Annotated in this window: 18 protein-coding genes; 12 read left to right on the top strand and 6 right to left on the bottom strand. The window is 67.6% G+C overall.

Annotated features, from left to right (window positions below; translation table 11 throughout):
• Positions 1-20: 20 nt before the first annotated feature.
• Complete coding sequence (locus AB5T46_RS07180) at positions 21-2,135, top strand: glycoside hydrolase family 97 protein (protein ID WP_370563212.1); 2,115 nt, start codon at positions 21-23, stop codon at positions 2,133-2,135.
• 147 nt (positions 2,136-2,282) lie between these two features.
• Positions 2,283-2,654 carry a family 43 glycosylhydrolase gene (locus tag AB5T46_RS07175; RefSeq protein WP_370563211.1) on the top strand — a complete coding sequence of 124 codons (372 nt, stop codon included), beginning with the start codon at positions 2,283-2,285 and terminating at the stop codon, positions 2,652-2,654.
• Between the two features lie 230 nt (positions 2,655-2,884).
• Here the strand turns inward: AB5T46_RS07175 and AB5T46_RS07170 are convergent, their stop codons facing one another.
• Together AB5T46_RS07170 and AB5T46_RS07165 are read right to left on the bottom strand one after the other, a co-directional pair.
• The gene (locus AB5T46_RS07170) at positions 2,885-4,336 is read right to left on the bottom strand and encodes an MFS transporter (protein WP_370563210.1); all 1,452 of its coding nucleotides are present in this window, start codon (positions 4,334-4,336) and stop codon (positions 2,885-2,887) included.
• A gap of 265 nt (positions 4,337-4,601) precedes the next feature.
• Complete coding sequence (locus AB5T46_RS07165; RefSeq protein WP_370563428.1) at positions 4,602-4,769, bottom strand: hypothetical protein; 168 nt, start codon at positions 4,767-4,769, stop codon at positions 4,602-4,604.
• Between AB5T46_RS07165 and AB5T46_RS07160 the strand changes: the two genes are divergently transcribed.
• Positions 4,734-5,456, top strand: coding sequence for a substrate-binding domain-containing protein (locus AB5T46_RS07160; RefSeq protein ID WP_370563413.1), 723 nt, complete (start codon positions 4,734-4,736; stop codon positions 5,454-5,456). The genes AB5T46_RS07165 and AB5T46_RS07160 overlap by 36 nt on opposite strands.
• Before the next feature lie 405 nt (positions 5,457-5,861).
• Here the strand turns inward: AB5T46_RS07160 and AB5T46_RS07155 are convergent, their stop codons facing one another.
• Together AB5T46_RS07155 and AB5T46_RS07150 are read right to left on the bottom strand one after the other, a co-directional pair.
• A complete protein-coding gene (locus AB5T46_RS07155) occupies positions 5,862-7,424 on the bottom strand; it encodes an alpha-N-arabinofuranosidase (protein ID WP_370563209.1) in 1,563 nt (520 codons plus the stop codon).
• On the bottom strand, positions 7,415-8,092 hold the full coding sequence (locus tag AB5T46_RS07150; RefSeq protein WP_370563208.1) for a hypothetical protein: 678 nt from the start codon (positions 8,090-8,092) through the stop codon (positions 7,415-7,417). The genes AB5T46_RS07155 and AB5T46_RS07150 overlap by 10 nt, the downstream gene beginning before the upstream one ends.
• 523 nt (positions 8,093-8,615) lie before the next feature.
• Here AB5T46_RS07150 and AB5T46_RS07145 point away from each other — a divergent pair.
• Complete coding sequence (locus tag AB5T46_RS07145) at positions 8,616-9,629, top strand: aldose epimerase family protein (protein WP_370563207.1); 1,014 nt, start codon at positions 8,616-8,618, stop codon at positions 9,627-9,629.
• Positions 9,630-9,674: 45 nt separating this feature from the next.
• On the opposite strand, the gene AB5T46_RS07140 is transcribed toward AB5T46_RS07145, so the two are convergent.
• A complete protein-coding gene (locus AB5T46_RS07140) occupies positions 9,675-10,463 on the bottom strand; it encodes a cytochrome C assembly family protein (RefSeq protein WP_370563206.1) in 789 nt (262 codons plus the stop codon).
• 112 nt (positions 10,464-10,575) lie between these two features.
• Between AB5T46_RS07140 and ffh the strand changes: the two genes are divergently transcribed.
• From ffh to AB5T46_RS07100, 8 genes are all read left to right on the top strand, one after another.
• Positions 10,576-11,943, top strand: coding sequence for a signal recognition particle protein (gene ffh / locus AB5T46_RS07135; protein ID WP_370563204.1), 1,368 nt, complete (start codon positions 10,576-10,578; stop codon positions 11,941-11,943).
• Positions 11,944-11,962: 19 nt separating this feature from the next.
• The gene (locus AB5T46_RS07130; RefSeq protein WP_370563203.1) at positions 11,963-12,760 is read left to right on the top strand and encodes an aminotransferase class IV family protein; all 798 of its coding nucleotides are present in this window, start codon (positions 11,963-11,965) and stop codon (positions 12,758-12,760) included.
• Between the two features lie 215 nt (positions 12,761-12,975).
• Complete coding sequence (gene rpsP / locus AB5T46_RS07125; RefSeq protein WP_149196152.1) at positions 12,976-13,242, top strand: 30S ribosomal protein S16; 267 nt, start codon at positions 12,976-12,978, stop codon at positions 13,240-13,242.
• A gap of 37 nt (positions 13,243-13,279) precedes the next feature.
• Positions 13,280-13,795, top strand: coding sequence for a ribosome maturation factor RimM (gene rimM / locus AB5T46_RS07120; RefSeq protein ID WP_370563202.1), 516 nt, complete (start codon positions 13,280-13,282; stop codon positions 13,793-13,795).
• A gap of 120 nt (positions 13,796-13,915) precedes the next feature.
• On the top strand, positions 13,916-14,665 hold the full coding sequence (gene trmD, locus AB5T46_RS07115) for a tRNA (guanosine(37)-N1)-methyltransferase TrmD (protein WP_370563201.1): 750 nt from the start codon (positions 13,916-13,918) through the stop codon (positions 14,663-14,665).
• A gap of 217 nt (positions 14,666-14,882) precedes the next feature.
• Positions 14,883-15,338, top strand: coding sequence for a 50S ribosomal protein L19 (gene rplS, locus AB5T46_RS07110; RefSeq protein ID WP_370563200.1), 456 nt, complete (start codon positions 14,883-14,885; stop codon positions 15,336-15,338).
• Between the two features lie 170 nt (positions 15,339-15,508).
• A complete protein-coding gene (locus tag AB5T46_RS07105; protein ID WP_370563198.1) occupies positions 15,509-15,793 on the top strand; it encodes a hypothetical protein in 285 nt (94 codons plus the stop codon).
• 170 nt (positions 15,794-15,963) lie between these two features.
• On the top strand, positions 15,964-16,362 hold the full coding sequence (locus AB5T46_RS07100; protein ID WP_370563197.1) for an RNA-binding S4 domain-containing protein: 399 nt from the start codon (positions 15,964-15,966) through the stop codon (positions 16,360-16,362).
• A gap of 143 nt (positions 16,363-16,505) precedes the next feature.
• Here AB5T46_RS07100 and katG read toward each other — a convergent pair whose 3' ends face one another.
• Positions 16,506-18,800 (bottom strand): catalase/peroxidase HPI, encoded by a 2,295-nt coding sequence (gene katG / locus AB5T46_RS07095; RefSeq protein WP_370563196.1) that lies wholly within the window; start codon positions 18,798-18,800, stop codon positions 16,506-16,508.
• Positions 18,801-18,814 lie beyond the last annotated feature (14 nt).

The raw sequence follows: 18,814 nt of genomic DNA, 5'->3' as shown, positions 1-18,814 counted from the left end.
TTTCCCGGGAGATCCGCGTCATGCCGAAGCCGCGACCGTCATTGGCAGCATCGATGTTGCTGCTCGCCGCACTGCTGCTTCCCGGACTGCCCGCCATGGCGGGCGGGCTGCAGGCGATCGGCGACGTCGCCAGTCCCGATGGACGGGTCCGCGCGGAGCTGTCGATCGATGCCGACGGCGTGCCGCATTACGCGATCCGTGCGCACGGACGCATCTTGCTGCAGCCGTCGCCGCTCGGCTTGCGGCTGGAGAACGGCGACTTCGCGCGCGGGCTGGAGCTGGTGGAAGCGGGCGAGACCCGGCCGGTCGAGGACCGCTACGAACTGTCGACCGGCAAGCGCCGCCTCAACGAATATCACGGCCACCGCCGGGTGTTCGCCTGGCGCAACGCTGACGGCCGGCCGATGGAGACGGTGTTCCAGGTCTCCGACGACGGCGTCGCCTTCCGCTACCGCCTGCCCGGCAGCGGCGACGCCGTGCAGCGGCTGCGCGAGGAGACCACCGCGTTCCGCTTCGCCGCCGGCACCCACGCCTGGCTGCAGCCGATGTCCGCGGCGAAGACCGGCTGGTCGCGGACCAATCCCTCCTACGAGGAGTACTACCTGCAGGACGTGGCGGTCGGCACGCCGTCGCCGATCGGCGACGGCTGGGTGTATCCGGCGCTGTTCCGGCAGGGCGACGCATGGGTATTGATCAGCGAAGGCTCGCTGTCGCGCGGCCATGCCGGCACCCGCCTGCGCGACGGCGAAACGCCCGGCGAATACCGCATCGGCCTTCCCGATCCGCACGAGCATTTCCAGGGCGGGCCGGTCGCGCCGGAATTCGCGCTGCCCTGGCAGTCGCCGTGGCGGATCGTCGCGGTCGGCAGCCTGAAGACCATCGCCGAGTCCACGCTGGGGACCGATCTCGCCGATCCGCCCGCGAGCGCGCCGGTGCGGCCGGCCGAGCCCGGCAAGGCGTCCTGGAGCTGGCCGCTGCTCGGCGACGACATGACCGTCTTCGAGGTGCAGAAGCGCTTCATCGACTACGCCGCCGACATGGGCTGGCGCTACACGCTGATCGACTCGATGTGGGACCAGCAGATCGGCGACGACCGGATGCGCGAGCTGGTCGAATACGCAGGCGGCAAGGGCGTGCGGATCCTGGTCTGGTACAACTCGTCCGGCGACTGGAACGACACCCACCAGACCCCGCGCGACCGCCTGCTGACCCGCGAAGGCCGGGCCCGCGAGTTCGAGCGGATGCGGGCGCTGGGCGTGGCCGGGCTCAAGGTCGACTTCTTCGGCGGCGACGGCCAGTCGGTGATCGGCTATTACCTCGACATCCTGGAGGAGAGCGCGCCTTACGGCTTCCTGCTCAACTTCCACGGCGCCACGCTGCCGCGCGGCTGGCAGCGGACCTATCCGCACCTGATGACGGTGGAGGCGGTGCGCGGACTGGAGTTCGCCACCTTCGATCAGGCCAACGCCGACCGGGCGCCGGTGCACGTCGCCACGGTGCCGTTCGCGCGCAACGTCTTCGACCCGATGGACTACACCCCGATGGCGCTGGACCGGCTGGTGCCGGACCCGGCACGCGACATCGAGCGGCGTAACACGGCGGCGTTCGAGCTGGCGCAGTCGGTGCTGTTCGTCTCCGGCATCCAGCACTACGCCGAGATCCCGGAAGGCATGGCCAAGGCGCCGGACTACGTGCGCGATTTCCTGCGCGCGGTGCCGTCGGTGTGGGAGGACAGCCGCTTCGTCGACGGCTACCCGGGCCGGTTCGCGGTGTTCGCGCGTCGCGGCGGCGGGCGCTGGTACGTGGCCGGCGTCAACGCCGACACCGAGGCGCGGTCGCTCGAGCTCGACCTGGGCGAACTCGCCGGCGCCGCGCGAGGCGGCACCTTGATCGGCGATGGCGACGGACCGTTGGGGTTCTCGCAGCGGCAGGTGCGCTTGGAAGATGACAGCACGTTGAAGGTACAGATCCCCGCACGTGGTGGCTTCGTGCTGACGCTGGGCCGAGACGGTGCCGATGCCGACACCGATGTCGAAGGTGCCGACGAACGCGACGAATTGGAGGGAGCAGCGATGACGAAAACGCCCACGAAAAATCGGAACCGTTATCCCGGCGAAAGCCGGGATCCATCTTGATCTGTGGCGACGGAAAAATGGATGACCAGCCTACGGCTGTTGTAAAGCACTTCCGGCTTTCGCCGGGATGACGGTGTGGGGGGCGAATGACGGCAGCGAATAGCCGACAGCGGCACATAGCCGCGCACGACGGGCCAGCCCGTCAGGTTGGGGCCGGCGGCGCCGGTGCGCCACGGCCGCGTGTTCCTCAGCTACTCGGGAAGCGCCACCGATGCGCGCTATTGCATGGGCCTGCTGCACGCCGATGCCGACCTGCTCGATCCCGCCAGCTGGCACAAATCGCCACAACCGGTGTTCGCCACCGACGCGAAGCGCGAGGTGTTCGGCCCCGGCCACAACAGCTTCACCGTCAGCGAGGACGGCCGTCAGGACCTGCTGGTCTACCACGTACGCAACTACCGCGACATCGAGGGCGACCCGTTGTGGAACCCGGACCGCCACACCTGCGTGCAGCCGCTGCACCGGGATGCGGACGGTATGCCGTGTTCGGACGGCCGCTGCGATCAGCCCAATGGGTGATACCGTGATCGATGATCCGCCCGAGCACCGCATCGAATTCAGATTCGGTGCTCAGAAAGGCGTAATGCTGCTGCTCGATCGACTTGTCCGTCTGCAGATAGTCGAGTGACACGTCGTTGTCCAAAGACACCACGTGAAATGGTCCGAAGCGCGTCGCTGCCGGTCGACCGAGAATCTCAACGAGGAAGCCCGAGAATTTGCTCGGGTTCGAGCAATTGACGATCGTGTGGTTAAGCTGCATGGTCGCGGTCTCCATTTGAAATGATGTGAGAATCTGCCGCTTCCGCATCAGGCTTGTCGGTTCGAGATCCGATTACGATCAAGAGGGTCAGTCCGATCCCACCGGCGATAGCATAGGCCGACCGCGCGATGCCTTGTGCTGTCGCGACGCGTAGTTCTTCGCCCGCTAGGCCGACGGTGCCAGCGTTGGCGATCAATACAAGTACCGCGAGGCCGACAGCAGCGCCAACGCCCGAGCCCGTTGCCACAATGCCCGAAGCGACGCCTTGCTGCCGGTCGGGAGTGCCCATCCCGGCAGCTATGAACATTGCGGTGAACATTGCTCCATCGCCGATACTGACCGCGATAAGGCCGGGAACGAGGGCGAGATACGAAGCCTCGTGATTGATGGCGAAGCCAATGGCGAGCGCGCCGCCCATCCCAATCGCGAGTGCACCGATCATTGTCCATCGCAAGCCCAACGCGGTAACAACCCGGCCCGCCATTGCGGAGGCGGTCACGACCACAGCGGTCGGAAGCAGGAACGCAAACCCGGTCTCCAACGCGCCGTAACCGAACACGTCCTGAAAGAGGAGGGACAGGAAGTACAGCAGAGCGCCAAAGCTCGCCATGAACAGGGTTGCTGCCAATAGACTCAGCCGCAGCGATGGGTTTCGCAACATGCCCAATGGCAGCAGCGGGTCGACGCTGCGCCTTTCGATGACGATGAATGCCACGCCGGATGCAACGCCAGCTAAGATCAGACCCATCGTCCAGGGCGAAAGCCAGCCGAAGTTCGGACCTTCAACCAAGGCGACGACAAGCAGTGAGATTGCGGCGGTCACTGTCACCGCGCCAGGCAGATCGAATGCGCGAGATCGGTCGATGCGCCCATCTGTTTCGATGAGCCATGGCGTGGCGACTAGCGCGGCACCGGCCAGCGGCACGTTGACCAGGAAAACCGCACGCCAACCGAAGAAGCTTGTGAGGGCGCCGCCGAGTAGTACCCCGATCACCAGGCCAGCTGCCCCGGCGCCCGCCCATATGCCGAGTGCCCGATTTCGCTCTGCTCCTTCGGCAAATCGAACGTTGATGATGGCAAGCGTGCTTGGGAACACCAAGGCCCCGCCAAGTCCCTGCAGCGCGCGAGCAACAAGCTGTTGCGCGGGGTTGGTCGCTAGGCCGCCCGCGAGAGAAGCGGCAAAATAGAGAAACAAGCCGACAACCAGCACCCTCCGTCTGCCGAGCAGATCGGAGGCTCTACCACCAAAGAGCAAGAAGCCGCTCGATGCGATCGCATAGGCGCTGACAACCAATTGGAGTGTCTGTGCGGAATAGCCTAGGTCTCGCGCAATCTCAGGCAGCGCGACCACAACGATGTACTGATCGAGCGACACGAGCAGCATCGCAAAAGAGAGCAATACGAGGATCGCGTCACGGCGATTTCTTGCGGGCGGTTTCACTGCTGGCGATTTCGGGTGCGTGCCTGCCCTGGCCTGCGCAGTGCAGTATGCGTGTCACGCCACGGGACTCGACGGCTTGCACGAAACCGTGTTCGTCACCCCACGTCCACGGATTGATCACGGTAAGATTCGCCATAAATCCTCTCTCGTTAACATTCCAGTCATTCGGTACTGACCCCTTCAAAATCATTGGCCAGGATGCTGTTCCGACTCCTCGCGGAGGCGACCTGTCGCGTACGACGCAATGCAAAGGCTGGGGCGTGGACTATGGATCATCGAGATTGTTGCCGATGTGAAGGGCTTGTTGCTCAAGGTCGACATCGTGCGGGCGCGGGCAGGTGGTCTTGGCCAAGGGGTCGAACTGGAAATCGTACTGGCGCTCGATCCGCAATTCCCATTGCCGCCCCTTTGCCGTGCGCTTGGCGCAATGCATCACCGCTATCCCACGGTTGCCTTGCGGATTCTGTCGACTCCGCTCGGCGCTTCGATCGATGCGCTGCTGGAAGGCCGATGCGACCTGGCGATCTCAGGTATTGATCTGGTTCATCCCGCGGTCGAACTTGAGTCCCTGCTTGCCGTAAGACGCGCTGCGGTAGCGTCGGCCTGTCATCCGCTGGCGAGGTTGGAGGAACAGCAACTCGATGGGGCAACGCTCTCTGATCACGTACAAATTGTCGTCGAAGACAGTTCCGAACGAACCCGGGACCGTGACTTCGGAGTGGTTTCAACGTTGAGATGGCGCGTTGCAGATAATCTCACCAAGCACACGCTGATAGTGGCAGGGATGGGATGGGGAAGCTTGCCACTCTGGATGATAGACCGCGAGCTTCAAGCGGGAGTACTCGTGCGTCTGCCCGTCGCGGCCTTTTGCGAGGGGGGAAACTGTGGTTCAAACCTACTTGGCGCGTCGAGCCGACAGGCCGCTAGGTCCGGCCGCGTCGGCCTTCAGGCAAGAGTTGCGAGCAGAACTCGCAGGCCGCTAGCAATCGCTGCGCAAGGAGCGAGTGCGCATTTCGCAAAGACGGGGTCGATCAGCGCGCGCAATTTCGCAGAAGGCGGCTGTGCCTTCGTTCGGCCTCGGAGCACGCGGAGGTGGCTGACTACTAAACGCGAAAGGTGACGAGGCAAAGGTGCGATTACCCCCTCTCCGACAACGCGCCCGTTGAGGCCTAACGCTTAGTAGACCCTTTGTCGGGCTGATAGCGCCGAGTATTCGGGTAGTCGGTTGCGCCGTCAACTTTCGTAAATGATTGCAGAATCAGGGGCTTGGTGAGTCGGATCGTTCTTGAGTGGCTGAGATGCGACCTGCATGTCGTGCTGGCTGCGGTGATATCTGTTGGCGCCGCCGAAACGCGGTGGTAAACGACGGGCTGCGGCCGACCACAGGCTGGGTTGGTCCATCGGTCCGGCAACCGGATGGCTGGGACTCAATGCCGATCAGGTGCGGCATTGCCGGTTTGACCGGTTCGAATGCCGGTTGCCCGGGAAACGCAGCGCGGCATTGCGCCGCGCTGCGTCGTGTCGATCATTGCAGCTGCAGCATCACCACGGACTTGGCCGGCAGGTCGACGGTGAGTTGTCCGCCATCCACCCGTGCGCCGTCGAAGTCGGCGGGCTTGACCGTTTCGGGTTGGTCGAAGGTGTTGTGCGAATCGATCGCCGGGGCGGTCAGGATGCGGCCGGAGACGCGGGTGGCGTCGTGGCCCTGCAGCCGGACCGAAACGGCCGCGCCGCGGTTCGCGTCGAGGTTGGTCAGGGCGACGTAGACGTGGCCGTCCTTGCCGCGGACGGCCGAGCCGTGCACTGCGGGCACGGAGTGGTCGGCGTGCTCGTAGTTCGGCGCCTGGATCTCCAGGGGCAGGTGGGTGGCGTCCTGGAAGGGGCGGTACAGGTCGAAGGCGTGGTAGGTGGGGGTGAGCAGCATCCGGTCCTCATCGGTGAGGATCATGGCCTGCAGCACGTTGACCATCTGCGCGATGTTGGCCATCTTCACCCGTTCGGCGTGCCGGCTGAAGATGTCGATCGTCAGCGAGGTGACCAGCGCGTCGCGCAGGGTGTTCTGCTGGTGCAGGAAGCCGGGATTCACCCCGGGCAGGCCGGCGTACCAGGTGCCCCATTCGTCGACGTACATCGCGACCTTCTTCTCAGGGTCGTACTTGTCCATGATCGCGCTGTGGCGGGTGATCAATTCGTCCATGTGCAGGGCGCGCGACAGGGTCTCGATCCACGCGTCCTCCTCGAACTCGAACGAGGAGCCGCGCGGCGGCCAGTCGCCGACGACGGTGTAGTAGTGCACCGACAGCGCGTCCATGTGGTCGCCGGCTTCGCGCATCATCACTTCGGTCCAGTTGTACTCGTCGGAGTTGGCGCCGGCGGCGACCTTCACCAGTTCCTGGTCGTGCGGCGCCTTGACGAAGGTCTGGTAGCGGCGGTGCAGGTCGGCGGCGTACTCGGGGCGCATGTTGCCGCCGCAGCCCCACAGCTCGTTGCCGACGCCGAAGAACGGCAGCTTCCACGGCTGCTCGCGGCCGTTGGCGCGGCGTTCCTCGGCCAGCGTGGACTTGGTGTCGGAGGTGATGTACTCGACCCAGGCCGCCATTTCCTCCGGGGTGCCGTTGCCGACGTTGCCGGAGACGTAGGCGTCGGTGCCGATCAGTTCGGCGAAGTCCATGAACTCGTGGGTGCCGAAGCTGTTCGGTTCCTCGACGCCGCCCCAGTGGGTGTTGACGCGTACCGGGCGCTGGTCGCGCGGGCCGATGCCTTCGCGCCAGTGGTACTCGTCGGCGAAGCAGCCGCCGGGCCAGCGCACCACCGGCACCTCGAGCTTGCGCAGCGCTTCGACCACGTCGTTGCGGTAGCCGCGGGTGTTGGGGATCGGCGAGTCCTCGCCGACCCAGATGCCGCCGTAGATGCCGGAGCCGAGGTGCTCGGCGAACTGGCCAAAGATGTGGCGGCTGACCATCTCGCCGGGCGCGTCGGCGCGGAGGGTGGCGCGGACTTCGGCGGCATCGGCGGACTGGGCGGCCGCGGGGGACGCGGCCAGGGCGGCGGCCAAGGGGAGGGCGTGGAGCAGGTGCTTCAACGACATCGGGGAATCTCCTTGTTGCGAGTGCGGCGGTGTGGTGCTGGGCAGCTTCTGTAACGTTCGTCGTCCCGGTGCAGGCTGAAGTGATTTTCAACGGCGGAGCTGGTCAAGCGGGTTATGGCAGCCGGAGGCTGATCATCCATCCTGGGCCTGGATGACCAGCCTGCGGCTGTTGTAAAGCTCCTCCGGTTTGCGCCGGGATGACGAGCAAAGGCACATTCGGGCGAGATCGGTAGGTCGTGCACTGGGTGCCGGGTCGGGTCCCGGTGCCTGCGGTTGCAGGCGGAAGCGTAGAAGAGCGAGATCGTGCGTTCGGGGGAACCGACGTCGCGCGGGTACAGGCACTCGTCGCCGAAATAATTTTTGGTCGCCTTGCCGAGCAGATTGGTGGCCTTCAGCGACAGCGTCATGCGCGGGTTGACGTCGTAGTTGAGCTGGAAGTCCAGGCTCTCCACCGGCGCGACGTAGATCGCCGACGGCTGTGCGCCGGTCTCGCTGAAGCTGGTCGCGTAGTCGTCGCGCCAGTTGTAGGCCAGCCGCGCCGAGATTGGGTCGCGCTGGTAGGCGGAGCAGGCGGCGTCGGGATCGTCGCCGTCCGGGCAGCTGGTCCTGGGACCGTCCGGCGGGGCGGGCTGCTGTGCGAACGCGGTGGTCGCGATAGTCTGGGCCAACGCAACGCCAGCGCCAGGGCGGCGGGCAGCGCGGATCTGATCAGGCGACGTGAGCGCCCGCCGTCGTGCACGATTCTCATCGTGATTCACCCCTCCCGGTTTTGTTCTCAGGCGTTGAAGCCGGAAGGGGCATTCCCGATGCGGTCCTCGACCGCGGATCCCTTCGCCTTCTTGTATTTATGGCGCCACACCCGCCTTGATGGTGTGGCTTCGGCCCGAGAATAGTGGAGGTTCCCGATAACCTACTAATGAATTAAACGAGCATATCGATATTTGAATTCGTATCGATTAGCCGGATGCCGGTCACGTTGCGGGGTTCCGCAGCCGACCCGGTTGCGAACGATCCGATCATCGCGACCAGGCATGCCGGTTTTGATATCGCCGGGGATGATGGAGTGCCTGATACCTTATCCATGAACCAGGCGAGCATGGCGTCTTCCTGCTGCCTGCGACCTGCAGCGGCCGACGGGACCGGCGTCCGTTGCCGGTGACTCGTGACGTTCGCAACCGGAGGAAAAGGTGCATGGCTGCACGACAACGCGTCTTCGACCGTCTCGACGACGGCACCCCGGTCCATGCGGTCACGCTCGGCGACGACGAGGGGCTGCGTGCGGAGGTGCTGGCGTTCGGCGGGATCCTGCACAGCCTGAGCCTGCCGACTGCGAAGGGCAGGATCGACCTGGTGCTGAGGCTTCCCGATCTCCAGGCATACCTGCGGGACAGCGCCTACCTGGGCGTGATCGCCGGCCGCTTCGCCAACCGCATCGCCGGTGCGCGCTTCGCGCATGACGGCCGGGTGCACCGGCTCGACGCGAACGCAGGTGATCATCACCTGCATGGCGGCAGCTGCGGTTTCGGTCGGCGCCTGTGGCGGATTCTCGACCACGACCGCAGGCGGCTGCGCCTCGGCTACCGTTCGCCGGCCGGCGAGGCGGGCTATCCCGGCACCCTCGAGGTCGAGGCGACCTACAGCATCGGCGACAGCACGCTGGAACTGCTGCTCGAGGCGCGCACCGATGCCCCGACGCCGGTCAACCTGACCGGCCACGCCTACTTCAACCTGGCCGGCGACCCGGCCGTGCCGGCGGACGCGCAAGTCCTGAGCGTGGCGGCCGACCGCTACCTGCCGGTCGCCGACGGCGCGTTGATCCCGACCGGCGAGATCGCACCGGTTGCCGGTACGCCGTTCGACTTCCGCCGCTCGCGCCCGATCGCCGGCGCCGCTGCGCATCCGCAGCTCGCCCATGCCGGCGGCTACGACCACTGCCTGGTGATGACCGAAGGGCAGCGCTGCCGGGCGCGGCTGGCCTCGCCGCACAGCGGCGTGGCGCTCGACCTCGACAGTCCGATGCCGGCGCTGCAGCTGTACGAAGGGCAGGGCCTGGACCGCCAGCATCCCGGACTCGGCCGCGGCATCTGCCTGGAGCCGCAGGGCTATCCGAACGCGCCGAACGAGCCGGGCTTTCCCGGCGCCATCCTCGAGCCCGGGCAGGTGTACTCGCACCTGATCCGCTATCGGCTATCGACGGACAGCTGACGGGGGCGGGAACGTGCGCGGCCGCGCGGGCCCGGCGCGGGAGGCTCACGCCCTGCCGAGCACGAGTTCCAGCACGAACTTGCTGCCGAAGAACGCCAGCACCAGCAGCGCCATCGCCGCCAGCGTCCAGCCGACCGCGCGGGCGCCGCGCCAGCCGTAGCGCCAGCGGCCGACCAGCAGCGCGCCGAAGGCGAGCCATGACAGCACGCTGAGCACGGTCTTGTGCATCAGGTGCTGGGCGAAGAAATCGTGCACGAACAGCACGCCGGTGAGCAGGGTGGCGGTCAGCAGCACGAAGCCGACCGCGATGCTGCGGAACAGCAGCGATTCGAGTTCGGTCAGCGGCGGCAGCGCGCGCAGCCAGCGATGGAACTCGCGTCGGCGCAAGGCGCGCTCCTGCGCCCACAGCAGCAGCGCCAGCAGCGCCGCGATGGCGAGCGTCGCGTAGGCCAGCAGCGCCAGCCAGGCATGCAGTTGCAGGCGCCAGTCGAGGCCTTCGGCACTGCGGTGGCCGGTGCCGGCATAGGCCGCCAGCGATGCCGCGGCAAGCGGGAAGACGATCACGCCCAGCGCCGCCATGCGGCCGCGGGTGCCGTAGAGCAGGGTGAGGCCGGCCATGCCCAGGCCGACCAGCGACAGCGCGGCGAAGAAGTGCAGGTCGGCTCCGCCGACATCGCGCCACGCCAGCAGGTGGAAGCCGGCATGCGCCAGCACGGCGACGAATGCGGGGATCGCCCAGACCGCGGTGCCGGGCCGCTCGTCGCGCACGACCTTCCGTACCAGCAGGGCGGCGGCGGCGACGTAGAGCAGGGCGGCGATGAGAACGATTGTCATCGCGGAAGTGTCGCACATGCCGTGTCCGCACACACGGGGGTATTACGCATGCCTACGGAGGACGTCGGTCGGGCGGTATAATTCGCGGCCGTCCACACCCCGCGTTTCCCCCATGTTCGAATCCCTGACCCAGCGCCTGTCCGGCACCATGGAACGCCTGCGCGGCCGCGGCCGCCTGAGCGAGGAGAACATCCGCGAGGCGACCCGCGAGGTGCGCATCGCGCTGCTCGAGGCCGACGTGGCGCTGCCGGTGGTGCAGGCCCTGATCGAGCGGATCAAGGTGCGCGCGGTCGGCCAGGAGGTACTGAAGTCGCTCACCCCGGGCCAGGCGCTGATCAGGATCGTCCGTGACGAGCTGACCACGGTGATGGGCGCGTCCGCCAGCGAGCTCGACTTCAACGTGCCGGCGCCGGCGGTGATCCTGATGGCCGGCCTGCAGGGCGCCGGCAAGACCACCACCGTCGGCAAGCTGGCCAAGCACCTGAAGGACCGACGCAAGAAGAAGGTGATGGTGGTCAGCGCCGACGTCTACCGCCCGGCCGCGATCGAGCAGCTGAAGACGCTGGCCGCGCAGGCCGGCGTGCAGTTCCATCCGTCCGACGCCGGACAGAAGCCGGAGGCGATCGTGCGCGCGGCGATCGACGACGCACGCAAGTCCTACGCCGACGTGCTGATCGTTGATACCGCCGGCCGTCTCGCCATCGACGAGGCGATGATGGCCGAGATCAAGGCGCTGCACGCCGCGGTCGATCCGGTCGAGACCCTGTTCGTGGTCGACGCCATGACCGGCCAGGATGCGGCCAACACCGCCAAGGCGTTCGCCGAGGCGCTGCCGCTGACCGGCGTGGTGCTGACCAAGACCGATGGCGACGCCCGCGGCGGCGCGGCGCTGTCGGTGCGCTACATCACCGGCCGGCCGATCAAGTTCATCGGCACCGGCGAGAAGATCGACGGTCTCGACGTGTTCCATCCCGATCGCGTCGCCAGCCGCATCCTCGACATGGGCGACGTGCTCGGCCTGGTCGAACAGGTCGAGCAGCAGGTCGACAAGGACAAGGCCGCGAAGCTGGCGCAGAAGGTCGCCAAGGGCAAGAAGTTCGACCTCAACGACATGCGCGACCAGTTGGGCCAGATGCAGGACATGGGCGGCATCGCCGGCCTGATGGACAAGCTGCCGGGCATCGGCCAGGTGCCGGATCACCTCAAGCAGCAGGCCATCGGCAAGGAGGTACCGCGCATGGTCGCGATCATCGATTCGATGACGAAGAAGGAACGCCGCAACCCGGCCCTGCTCAACGGTTCGCGTCGCGCCCGCATCGCCAGGGGCTCGGGCACCACGCCCGCCGACGTCAACAAGCTGATGAAACAGTACCAGCAGATGGAAAAAATGATGGGCAAGATGGCCCGCGGCGGCATGAAGGGCATGATGCGCGGCCTGCAGGGCATGATGGGCGGCCGCGGCGGCATGCCGTTCCGCTGACACGCCGACGGCCGGCGCGATGACCTCGGCCTGGATCGACGGACGCCCGGCACCGGCCGAAGCGCTGCGCGCGCTGGCGCTGTCCAACTACGGGCATTTCAGCACGATGCAGGTGCGCGGCGGCGCGGTGCAGGGATTCGACCTGCACCTGCGGCGGCTGCGCGACGCGACGCGGGAACTGTTCGGCTGCGAGCTCGAACCGGAGCGGGTGCGAACGGGATGCCGGCATGCGCTGCAGGCGGCGGATGCCGCCGACTGCACGCTGCGGACGACCGTGTTCGCGCCCGGATACGACATCGCGTCGGGTGCGGCACCGGCGGAGCTGTGCGTCCTGATCGCGATCCTGCCGCCGTCGCGGCCTCCGGATGCCGCGCTCCGGGTGAAATCATTCCGCTACCGGCGCGCGGCCCCGCACATCAAGCACGTCGGCACGTTCCCGCTGTTCCACCACCGCCGGCTCGCGGCGCATGGCGGTTACGACGATGCGCTGTTCGTGGACGGGGACGGTCGCGTCCTGGAAGGCTCGGTCTGGAACATCGGCTTCCACGACGGCAGCAACGTGGTCTGGCCCGACGCGCCGGCCCTCCGGGGCGTCACCGAGCGCCTGCTGCAGGCGGGGCTTGCGGACGCCGGCGTGCCGCAGGTCGTACGGCCGGTCGCGTTGCGGGAACTGGACGGGTTCGTCGCGGCCTTCGCGGCCAATTCGCGCGGCGTGCAGGCGATCGCCGGCATCGATGCCGAACGCTATGCAGTGGAGCCGGCGTTCATGCGCATGCTCGCCGACGCGTTGTCCGGACGGCCCTGGCAGCCGATCTGAGCCTGCGGATCCGCGCCGCAACGGCAAAAGCCGTGAAGACGCGGCATGCGAACGGAGCGGCGCCGGTACGCCGGGGGCGACATCCTGGCGCGCTGTGAGCCAGGGCGCCGGCGGGGCAGGCGGGGCAGGCGGGGTTTCCCGCCGCGGTTCAATGGCTTACAATGCCCGGCTTACCTCGCCGTCCTGGCGACTGGGCAACACAGGAAACTCCCGAAATGGTCAAGATCCGCCTGACCCGTGGCGGCGCCAAGAAGCGTCCGTTCTACCACATCATCGTCACCGACTCGCGCAGCGCGCGCGACGGTCGCAACATCGAGCGCGTGGGCTATTACAACCCCGTCGCCGCCGGCGCCGAGCAGCGCGTGGTGCTCGATACCGCCCGCGTCGATCATTGGGTGGGGCAGGGCGCGCAGATGACCGACAAGGTCCGCAACCTGTACAGGGAAGCGGCGAAGTCGCAGCAGGACCAGGCTTCGGCCTGATCCGTGCCGGCCGCGCCCCGGGCGCGGCCCTCCGGTCATGAACGATCCAGGACGCCGCATCCTGCTGGGCAGGATCCACGGGGCCTTCGGCGTGCGCGGCGAACTCAAGCTGGAGTCCTTCGCCGATCCGCCCGAACGGATCTTCCGCTACCAGCCCTGGCTGCTGCGCGATGCGCAGGGCCGCGAGCGCGAGCTTTCCGGCGCGCACGGGCGCGAGACCGCCAAGGGCATCGTCGCCCGCTTCCCGGACGTCGACGACCGCGACGCCGCCGATGCCCTGCGCGGCGCCGAACTGTGGGTGCCGCGTTCGGTGCTGCCGCCGCCCGGCCCGGGCGAGTACTACTGGGTCGACCTGGAAGGCCTGCGCGTGGAAACCGTGGAGGGCGCGCCGCTCGGCCGCGTCGCCTACCTGTTCGAGACCGGTGCCAACGACGTGCTGGTGGCCCGCGACGACGCCCGCGAGCGCATGATTCCGTTCGTCACCCCGGACTACGTGCGCTCGGTCGATTTCGACGCCGGCGTGGTCGTGGTCGACTGGGACCCGGAATTCTAAGAGCTAGGAACGAGAAACGAGAAACGAGAGAGGGTCTGCGGGCCTCTGTGCGTTTCGGTAGTCTCGATTGTTCTGATCGCTCTCACTCGTTTCTCGTTCCTCTCCACTCGTTCCTCGCCCATGCGCATCGATATCGTCAGCCTGTTCCCGGAATTCGTCGCCGCCTGCGCGGGCTTCGGCGTGGTCGGGCGCGCGCAGGAGCGTGGACTGCTGTCGCTCCACGGCTGGAATCCGCGCGACTACGCCGAGGGCAACTACCGCCGGGTCGACGACCGTCCGTTCGGCGGCGGCCCCGGCATGGTGATGCTGATCGATCCGCTGCGTGCCGCCATTGCCGCGGCGCGCGCCGCCGATCCGGCGCCGGCGCGGGTCGTGTACCTGAGCCCGCAGGGGCGGCGCCTGAACCAGGCCAGGGTGCGGGAGCTGGCCGGCCGCGAGCGCATGTTGCTGCTCTGCGGCCGCTACGAAGGTGTCGACGAGCGCCTGGTCCGGGCCGAGGTCGACGAGGAGCTGTCGATCGGCGATTACGTGCTGTCCGGCGGCGAACTGGCGGCGGCGGTGGTGGTGGATGCGGTGGCCCGGCTGCAGGCCGGCGCCCTCAACGACGCCGAATCGGCGGCGCAGGACAGCTTCGAGGACGACGGGCTGCTGGATTGCCCGCACTACACCCGGCCGGTCAGCCATCCGCTGGGCGACGTGCCGGAGGTGCTGCTGTCCGGCAACCATGCCGAGATCTCCCGCTGGCGCCGGCAGCAGGCGCTGGGACGCACCTGGGAGCGGCGGCCGGACCTGCTCGACGAGCAGAACCTGTCCCCGGCCGACCGCGCGCTTTTGGCGGACTACCGGCGGGATCGGGATGGCCGGGGCTGAAGCGGCAGGTGGAAAGCCCGGATTTGTCCGGCCCGGGAGCCCAAACCCGGCCTCGCCCACTCGTTTCCCGTTCCTCTCCCCTCGTTCCTCGCTTCGAGGCTAAGCCCTAGCCACGCAAGGGAAATTGTCGTTACAATACGCGGCTTGCTGTTCCGCCCATGCCATGAGCGTGCGTCCACGTGCACCACGCCGACAACGACACCAACAGGCCAAGACCATGACCACCAAGCCATCCCTCAGCACCCTCCTGCAGGACTTCGAGAAAGAACAGGTCCAGCGCGCACTGCCGGACTTCGGCCCGGGCGACACCGTCGTCGTCAACGTCAAGGTCAAGGAAGGCAATCGCGAGCGCGTGCAGGCCTACGAAGGCGTGGTCATCGCCAAGAAGAACGCCGGCCTGAACTCCGCGTTCACCGTGCGCAAGATCTCGCACGGCTTCGGTGTCGAGCGCGTGTTCCAGAGTCACAGTGCCGCGATCGAGTCGGTCGAGGTCAAGCGCCGCGGTGCGGTGCGCGCCGGCAAGCTGTACTACCTGCGCGACCTGCGGGGCAAGAAGGCGCGCATCAGGGAAGACCTGTCGATCCAGGCCAAGGCCAAGAACGCCAAGGCCAGCGCCGACAAGGCCGAAGCCGCTGCCGCTGCCGCCGAAACGGCCGCCCCCGCCGCCGAGTAGGCTGGCGACGACCGGCTTCACGCACGGCCACCGCGAGGTGGCCGTTTGCGTTTGCGGGAACGGTTCGTCCGTCGCCGTCCGGCGCTGGCGGATCGATGGGACGCGACCGGACCATGCGGATCCCCGGCCAGGCCTAGAATGGACCGGTCACCCGCAAGAGGAGCACGACGATGTCGAAGTCCTTCTGTCTGCTGGCCGTCGCCGCCGCCTGCCTGGGCTTGGGCGGATGCGCGACGCCGGCGCGTCCCGGTGACACCGAGGTGCGCAGCGCCGATCTGGCCGCGTGCAACACCGGCACGGCGATCGAGGCGGCGCGATGGTCGCCGTCCTCGAGCGGCCAGCCGATCGATCCACGTTGCCGCCCGAACGATCACGTGGAGTTGTGGAATCCGGAACGCGGGCGGGACAGCGAGGTCCCTGATTTCAGCGGCAGGTCCGGCGAGGGCGAGGAGTGAAAAACGAGGAGCGGACGGCGGTGACGCGCACATGGCTGCGGCCGCTTTCGCGCGCGTGGCCGGCGCGCTTGCAACCAGCGCCGGCGCACGCGGCCGGTTCGACGGCGTGATCGGGAATTCGCGCTCCGGACCATGCGCGCCGGCAGATCCATCCATCTCGTGACGACGCCATGACCGATGCTCCCGACAACGTACGCCTCGATCTCTGGTTGTGGGCCGCGCGTTTCTTCAAGACCCGCAGCCTGGCGAAACAGGCGGTGGAAAGCGGAAAGGTGGACGTCGGCGGACAGCGGGCCAAGCCCGCGCGCGGCGTGCGCGCCGGCGACCTGTTGCGGATCGTGCGCGGCGAGGAAACGTTCGAGATCGAGGTGCTGCGCCTGTCCACCAGCCGCGGACCGGCGAAGGTGGCGCAGACCCTGTACCGGGAATCCGAGGACTCGCGCAAGGCGCGCGAGACGCGGCTGGCGGACCTGCGTGCGGCGCGCGCGGGTTATCACCCGCCGGAAGGCAAGCCGGACAAGCGTGCGCGCCGGCTGATCCGTGCGCTGGGCGATATCGACGCCTCGTAGAGCGCCGTAGAGCGCCGTAGAGCGGAGCTTGCTCCGCTGCTCTTGGCTCCGGAGCCTGCGCAGCCGAGCAAGCTCGGCTCTACGTGCTTGCGACCCAGGCCAAGGCTGCCCGGCGCAGGACCTTTCACGCCTGCCGCCCGGGATCACGCCAGGTCGAAGCGATCCAGGTTCATCACCTTGTTCCAGGCCGCCACGAACGCGTGGACGAACTTCTCCTGCGCGTCCGAGCTTGCATAGACTTCAGCCAGGGCACGGAGCTGGGAGTTCGAGCCGAAGACGAGATCGACGCGGGTGCCGGTCCACTTGAGTTCGCCGGTCTTGCGGTCGCGCCCTTCGAACGCGTCCGCCTCGTCCGACACCGGCTTCCACTGCGTGCCCATGTCGAGCAGGGAGGTGAAGAAGTCGTTGCTCAGCGCGCCCGGCCTGTCGGTGAACACGCCGTGCCGGGTCTGGCCGACGTTGGCGCCGAGCACGCGCAAGCCGCCGACGAGGACCGTCAGCTCGGGCGCGGTCAGCGTCAGCAGCTGCGCCTTGTCGATCAGCAGCGCTTCGGCCGGCACGCTGTACCTGCCCTTGAGGTAGTTGCGGAAGCCGTCGGCGACCGGTTCGAGCACGGCGGAAGCGTCCACGTCGGTCTGTTCCTGCGCGGCGTCCATGCGGCCCGGCGAGAACGGAACCGTGACATCGACGCCGGCATCCTTCGCCGCCTGCTCGACGCCGGCGCAACCGGCCAGCACGATCAGGTCGGCGAGCGAGACCCGCTTGCCGCCGGATGCGGCGCCGTTGAATTCAGCCTGGATGCCCTCCAGGGTCTTCAGCACGTTCGCCAGCTGCGCGGGCTGGTTGACCTCCCAGTCCTTCTGCGGGGCCAGGCGGATGCGCGCACCGTTGGCGCCGCCACGCTTGTCGCTGCCGCGGAAGGTGGAGGCCGAGGCCCATGCGGTCGACACCAGTTCGGACACCGATAGGTTTGATGCCAGCACCTTGGCCTTGAGCGCGGCGATGTCGTTGTCGTCGATCAAGGGATGGTCGACAGCGGGGATCGGATCCTGCCAGAGGAACGCTTCGGCGGGCACTTCCGGGCCGAGGTAGCGGGCGCGCGGCCCCATGTCGCGGTGGGTCAGCTTGAACCACGCCTTGGCGAAGGCGTCGGCGAACTGCTCGGGGTTCTCCAGGAAGCGCCGGGAGATCTTCTCGTAGACCGGGTCGAGGCGCAGCGACAGGTCGGTGGTCAGCATGGTCGGCCGGCGTTTCTTCGACGGGTCGTGCGCGTCGGGAATGACGGCGTCCGCGCCCTTGGCGACCCACTGGTGCGCGCCGGCGGGACTCTTCTCCAACTCCCATTCGAACCCGAACAGGTTCTCGAAGAAGTTGTGGCTCCACTGCGTGGGGGTGGTGGTCCAGGTGACCTCCAGGCCGCTGGTGATGGTATCGGCGCCCTTGCCGCTGCCGAAGCCGTTGCGCCAGCCGAAGCCCTGGGCGTCGAGACCCGCCGCTTCCGGCTCGGCCGCCACGTGCGAGGCCGGGCCGGCGCCGTGGGTCTTGCCGAAGCTGTGGCCGCCGGCGATCAGGGCGACGGTCTCCTCGTCGTTCATCGCCATGCGGCCGAAGGTGTCGCGGATGTCGCCGGCCGCGGCGAGCGGGTCGGGATTGCCGTCGGGACCTTCCGGATTGACGTAGATCAGGCCCATCTGCACGGCGGCCAGCGGGTTCTCCAGCTTGCGCGTGTGCACGTCGCCGTCGGCGTCGTCCTCCGACACCAGCACGCCGCCCGCCTTCTCCACGCCTTCCGAGCCGTGCGCGTAACGCTCGTCGCCTCCCAGCCAGGTGGTCTCGCGGCCCCAATACACGTCCTGGTCCGGCTCCCAGGTGTCGGGGCGGCCGCCGGCGAAACCGAGGGTCCTGAAGCCCATCGACTCCAGGGCGACGTTGCCGGCGAGGATCATCAGGTCGGCCCAGGAGATCTCGCGGCCGTACTTCTGCTTGATCGGCCACAGCAGGCGGCGCGCCTTGTCCAGGCTGACGTTGTCCGGCCAGCTGTTGAGCGGTGCGAAGCGCTGCTGGCCCCGGCCGCCGCCGCCGCGGCCGTCGCCGATGCGGTAGGTGCCGGTGCTGTGCCAGGCCATCCGGATCATCAGGCCGCCATAGTGGCCGAAGTCCGCGGGCCACCAGTCCTGCGAATCGGTCATCAGTGCGCGGAGGTCCTGCTTCAGGGCGTCGTAGTCCAGGCGCTTGAACGCCTCGGCGTAGTCGAAGCCCTCGCCCATCGGGTCGGACTTGGAGGAGTGCTGGTGGAGGAGGTCGATCGGCAACCGGTTCGGCCACCAGTCCCGGTTCGACGTGCCGCCGCCGGCCGTGTGCTTGAAGGGGCATTTGCCGGCGATGGTCGCCTGCGCCGGATCGATCTGCTTCGGGGGATCTTTGATCACGGTGCTCATGGCGGGCTCCAGGG

The organism is Luteimonas salinilitoris (assembly GCF_041300785.1).
Lineage (GTDB): Bacteria > Pseudomonadota > Gammaproteobacteria > Xanthomonadales > Xanthomonadaceae > Luteimonas > Luteimonas salinilitoris.
Note: the sequence above shows the minus strand (reverse complement) of the source record. Positions and strands in the feature narration are given on the sequence as shown.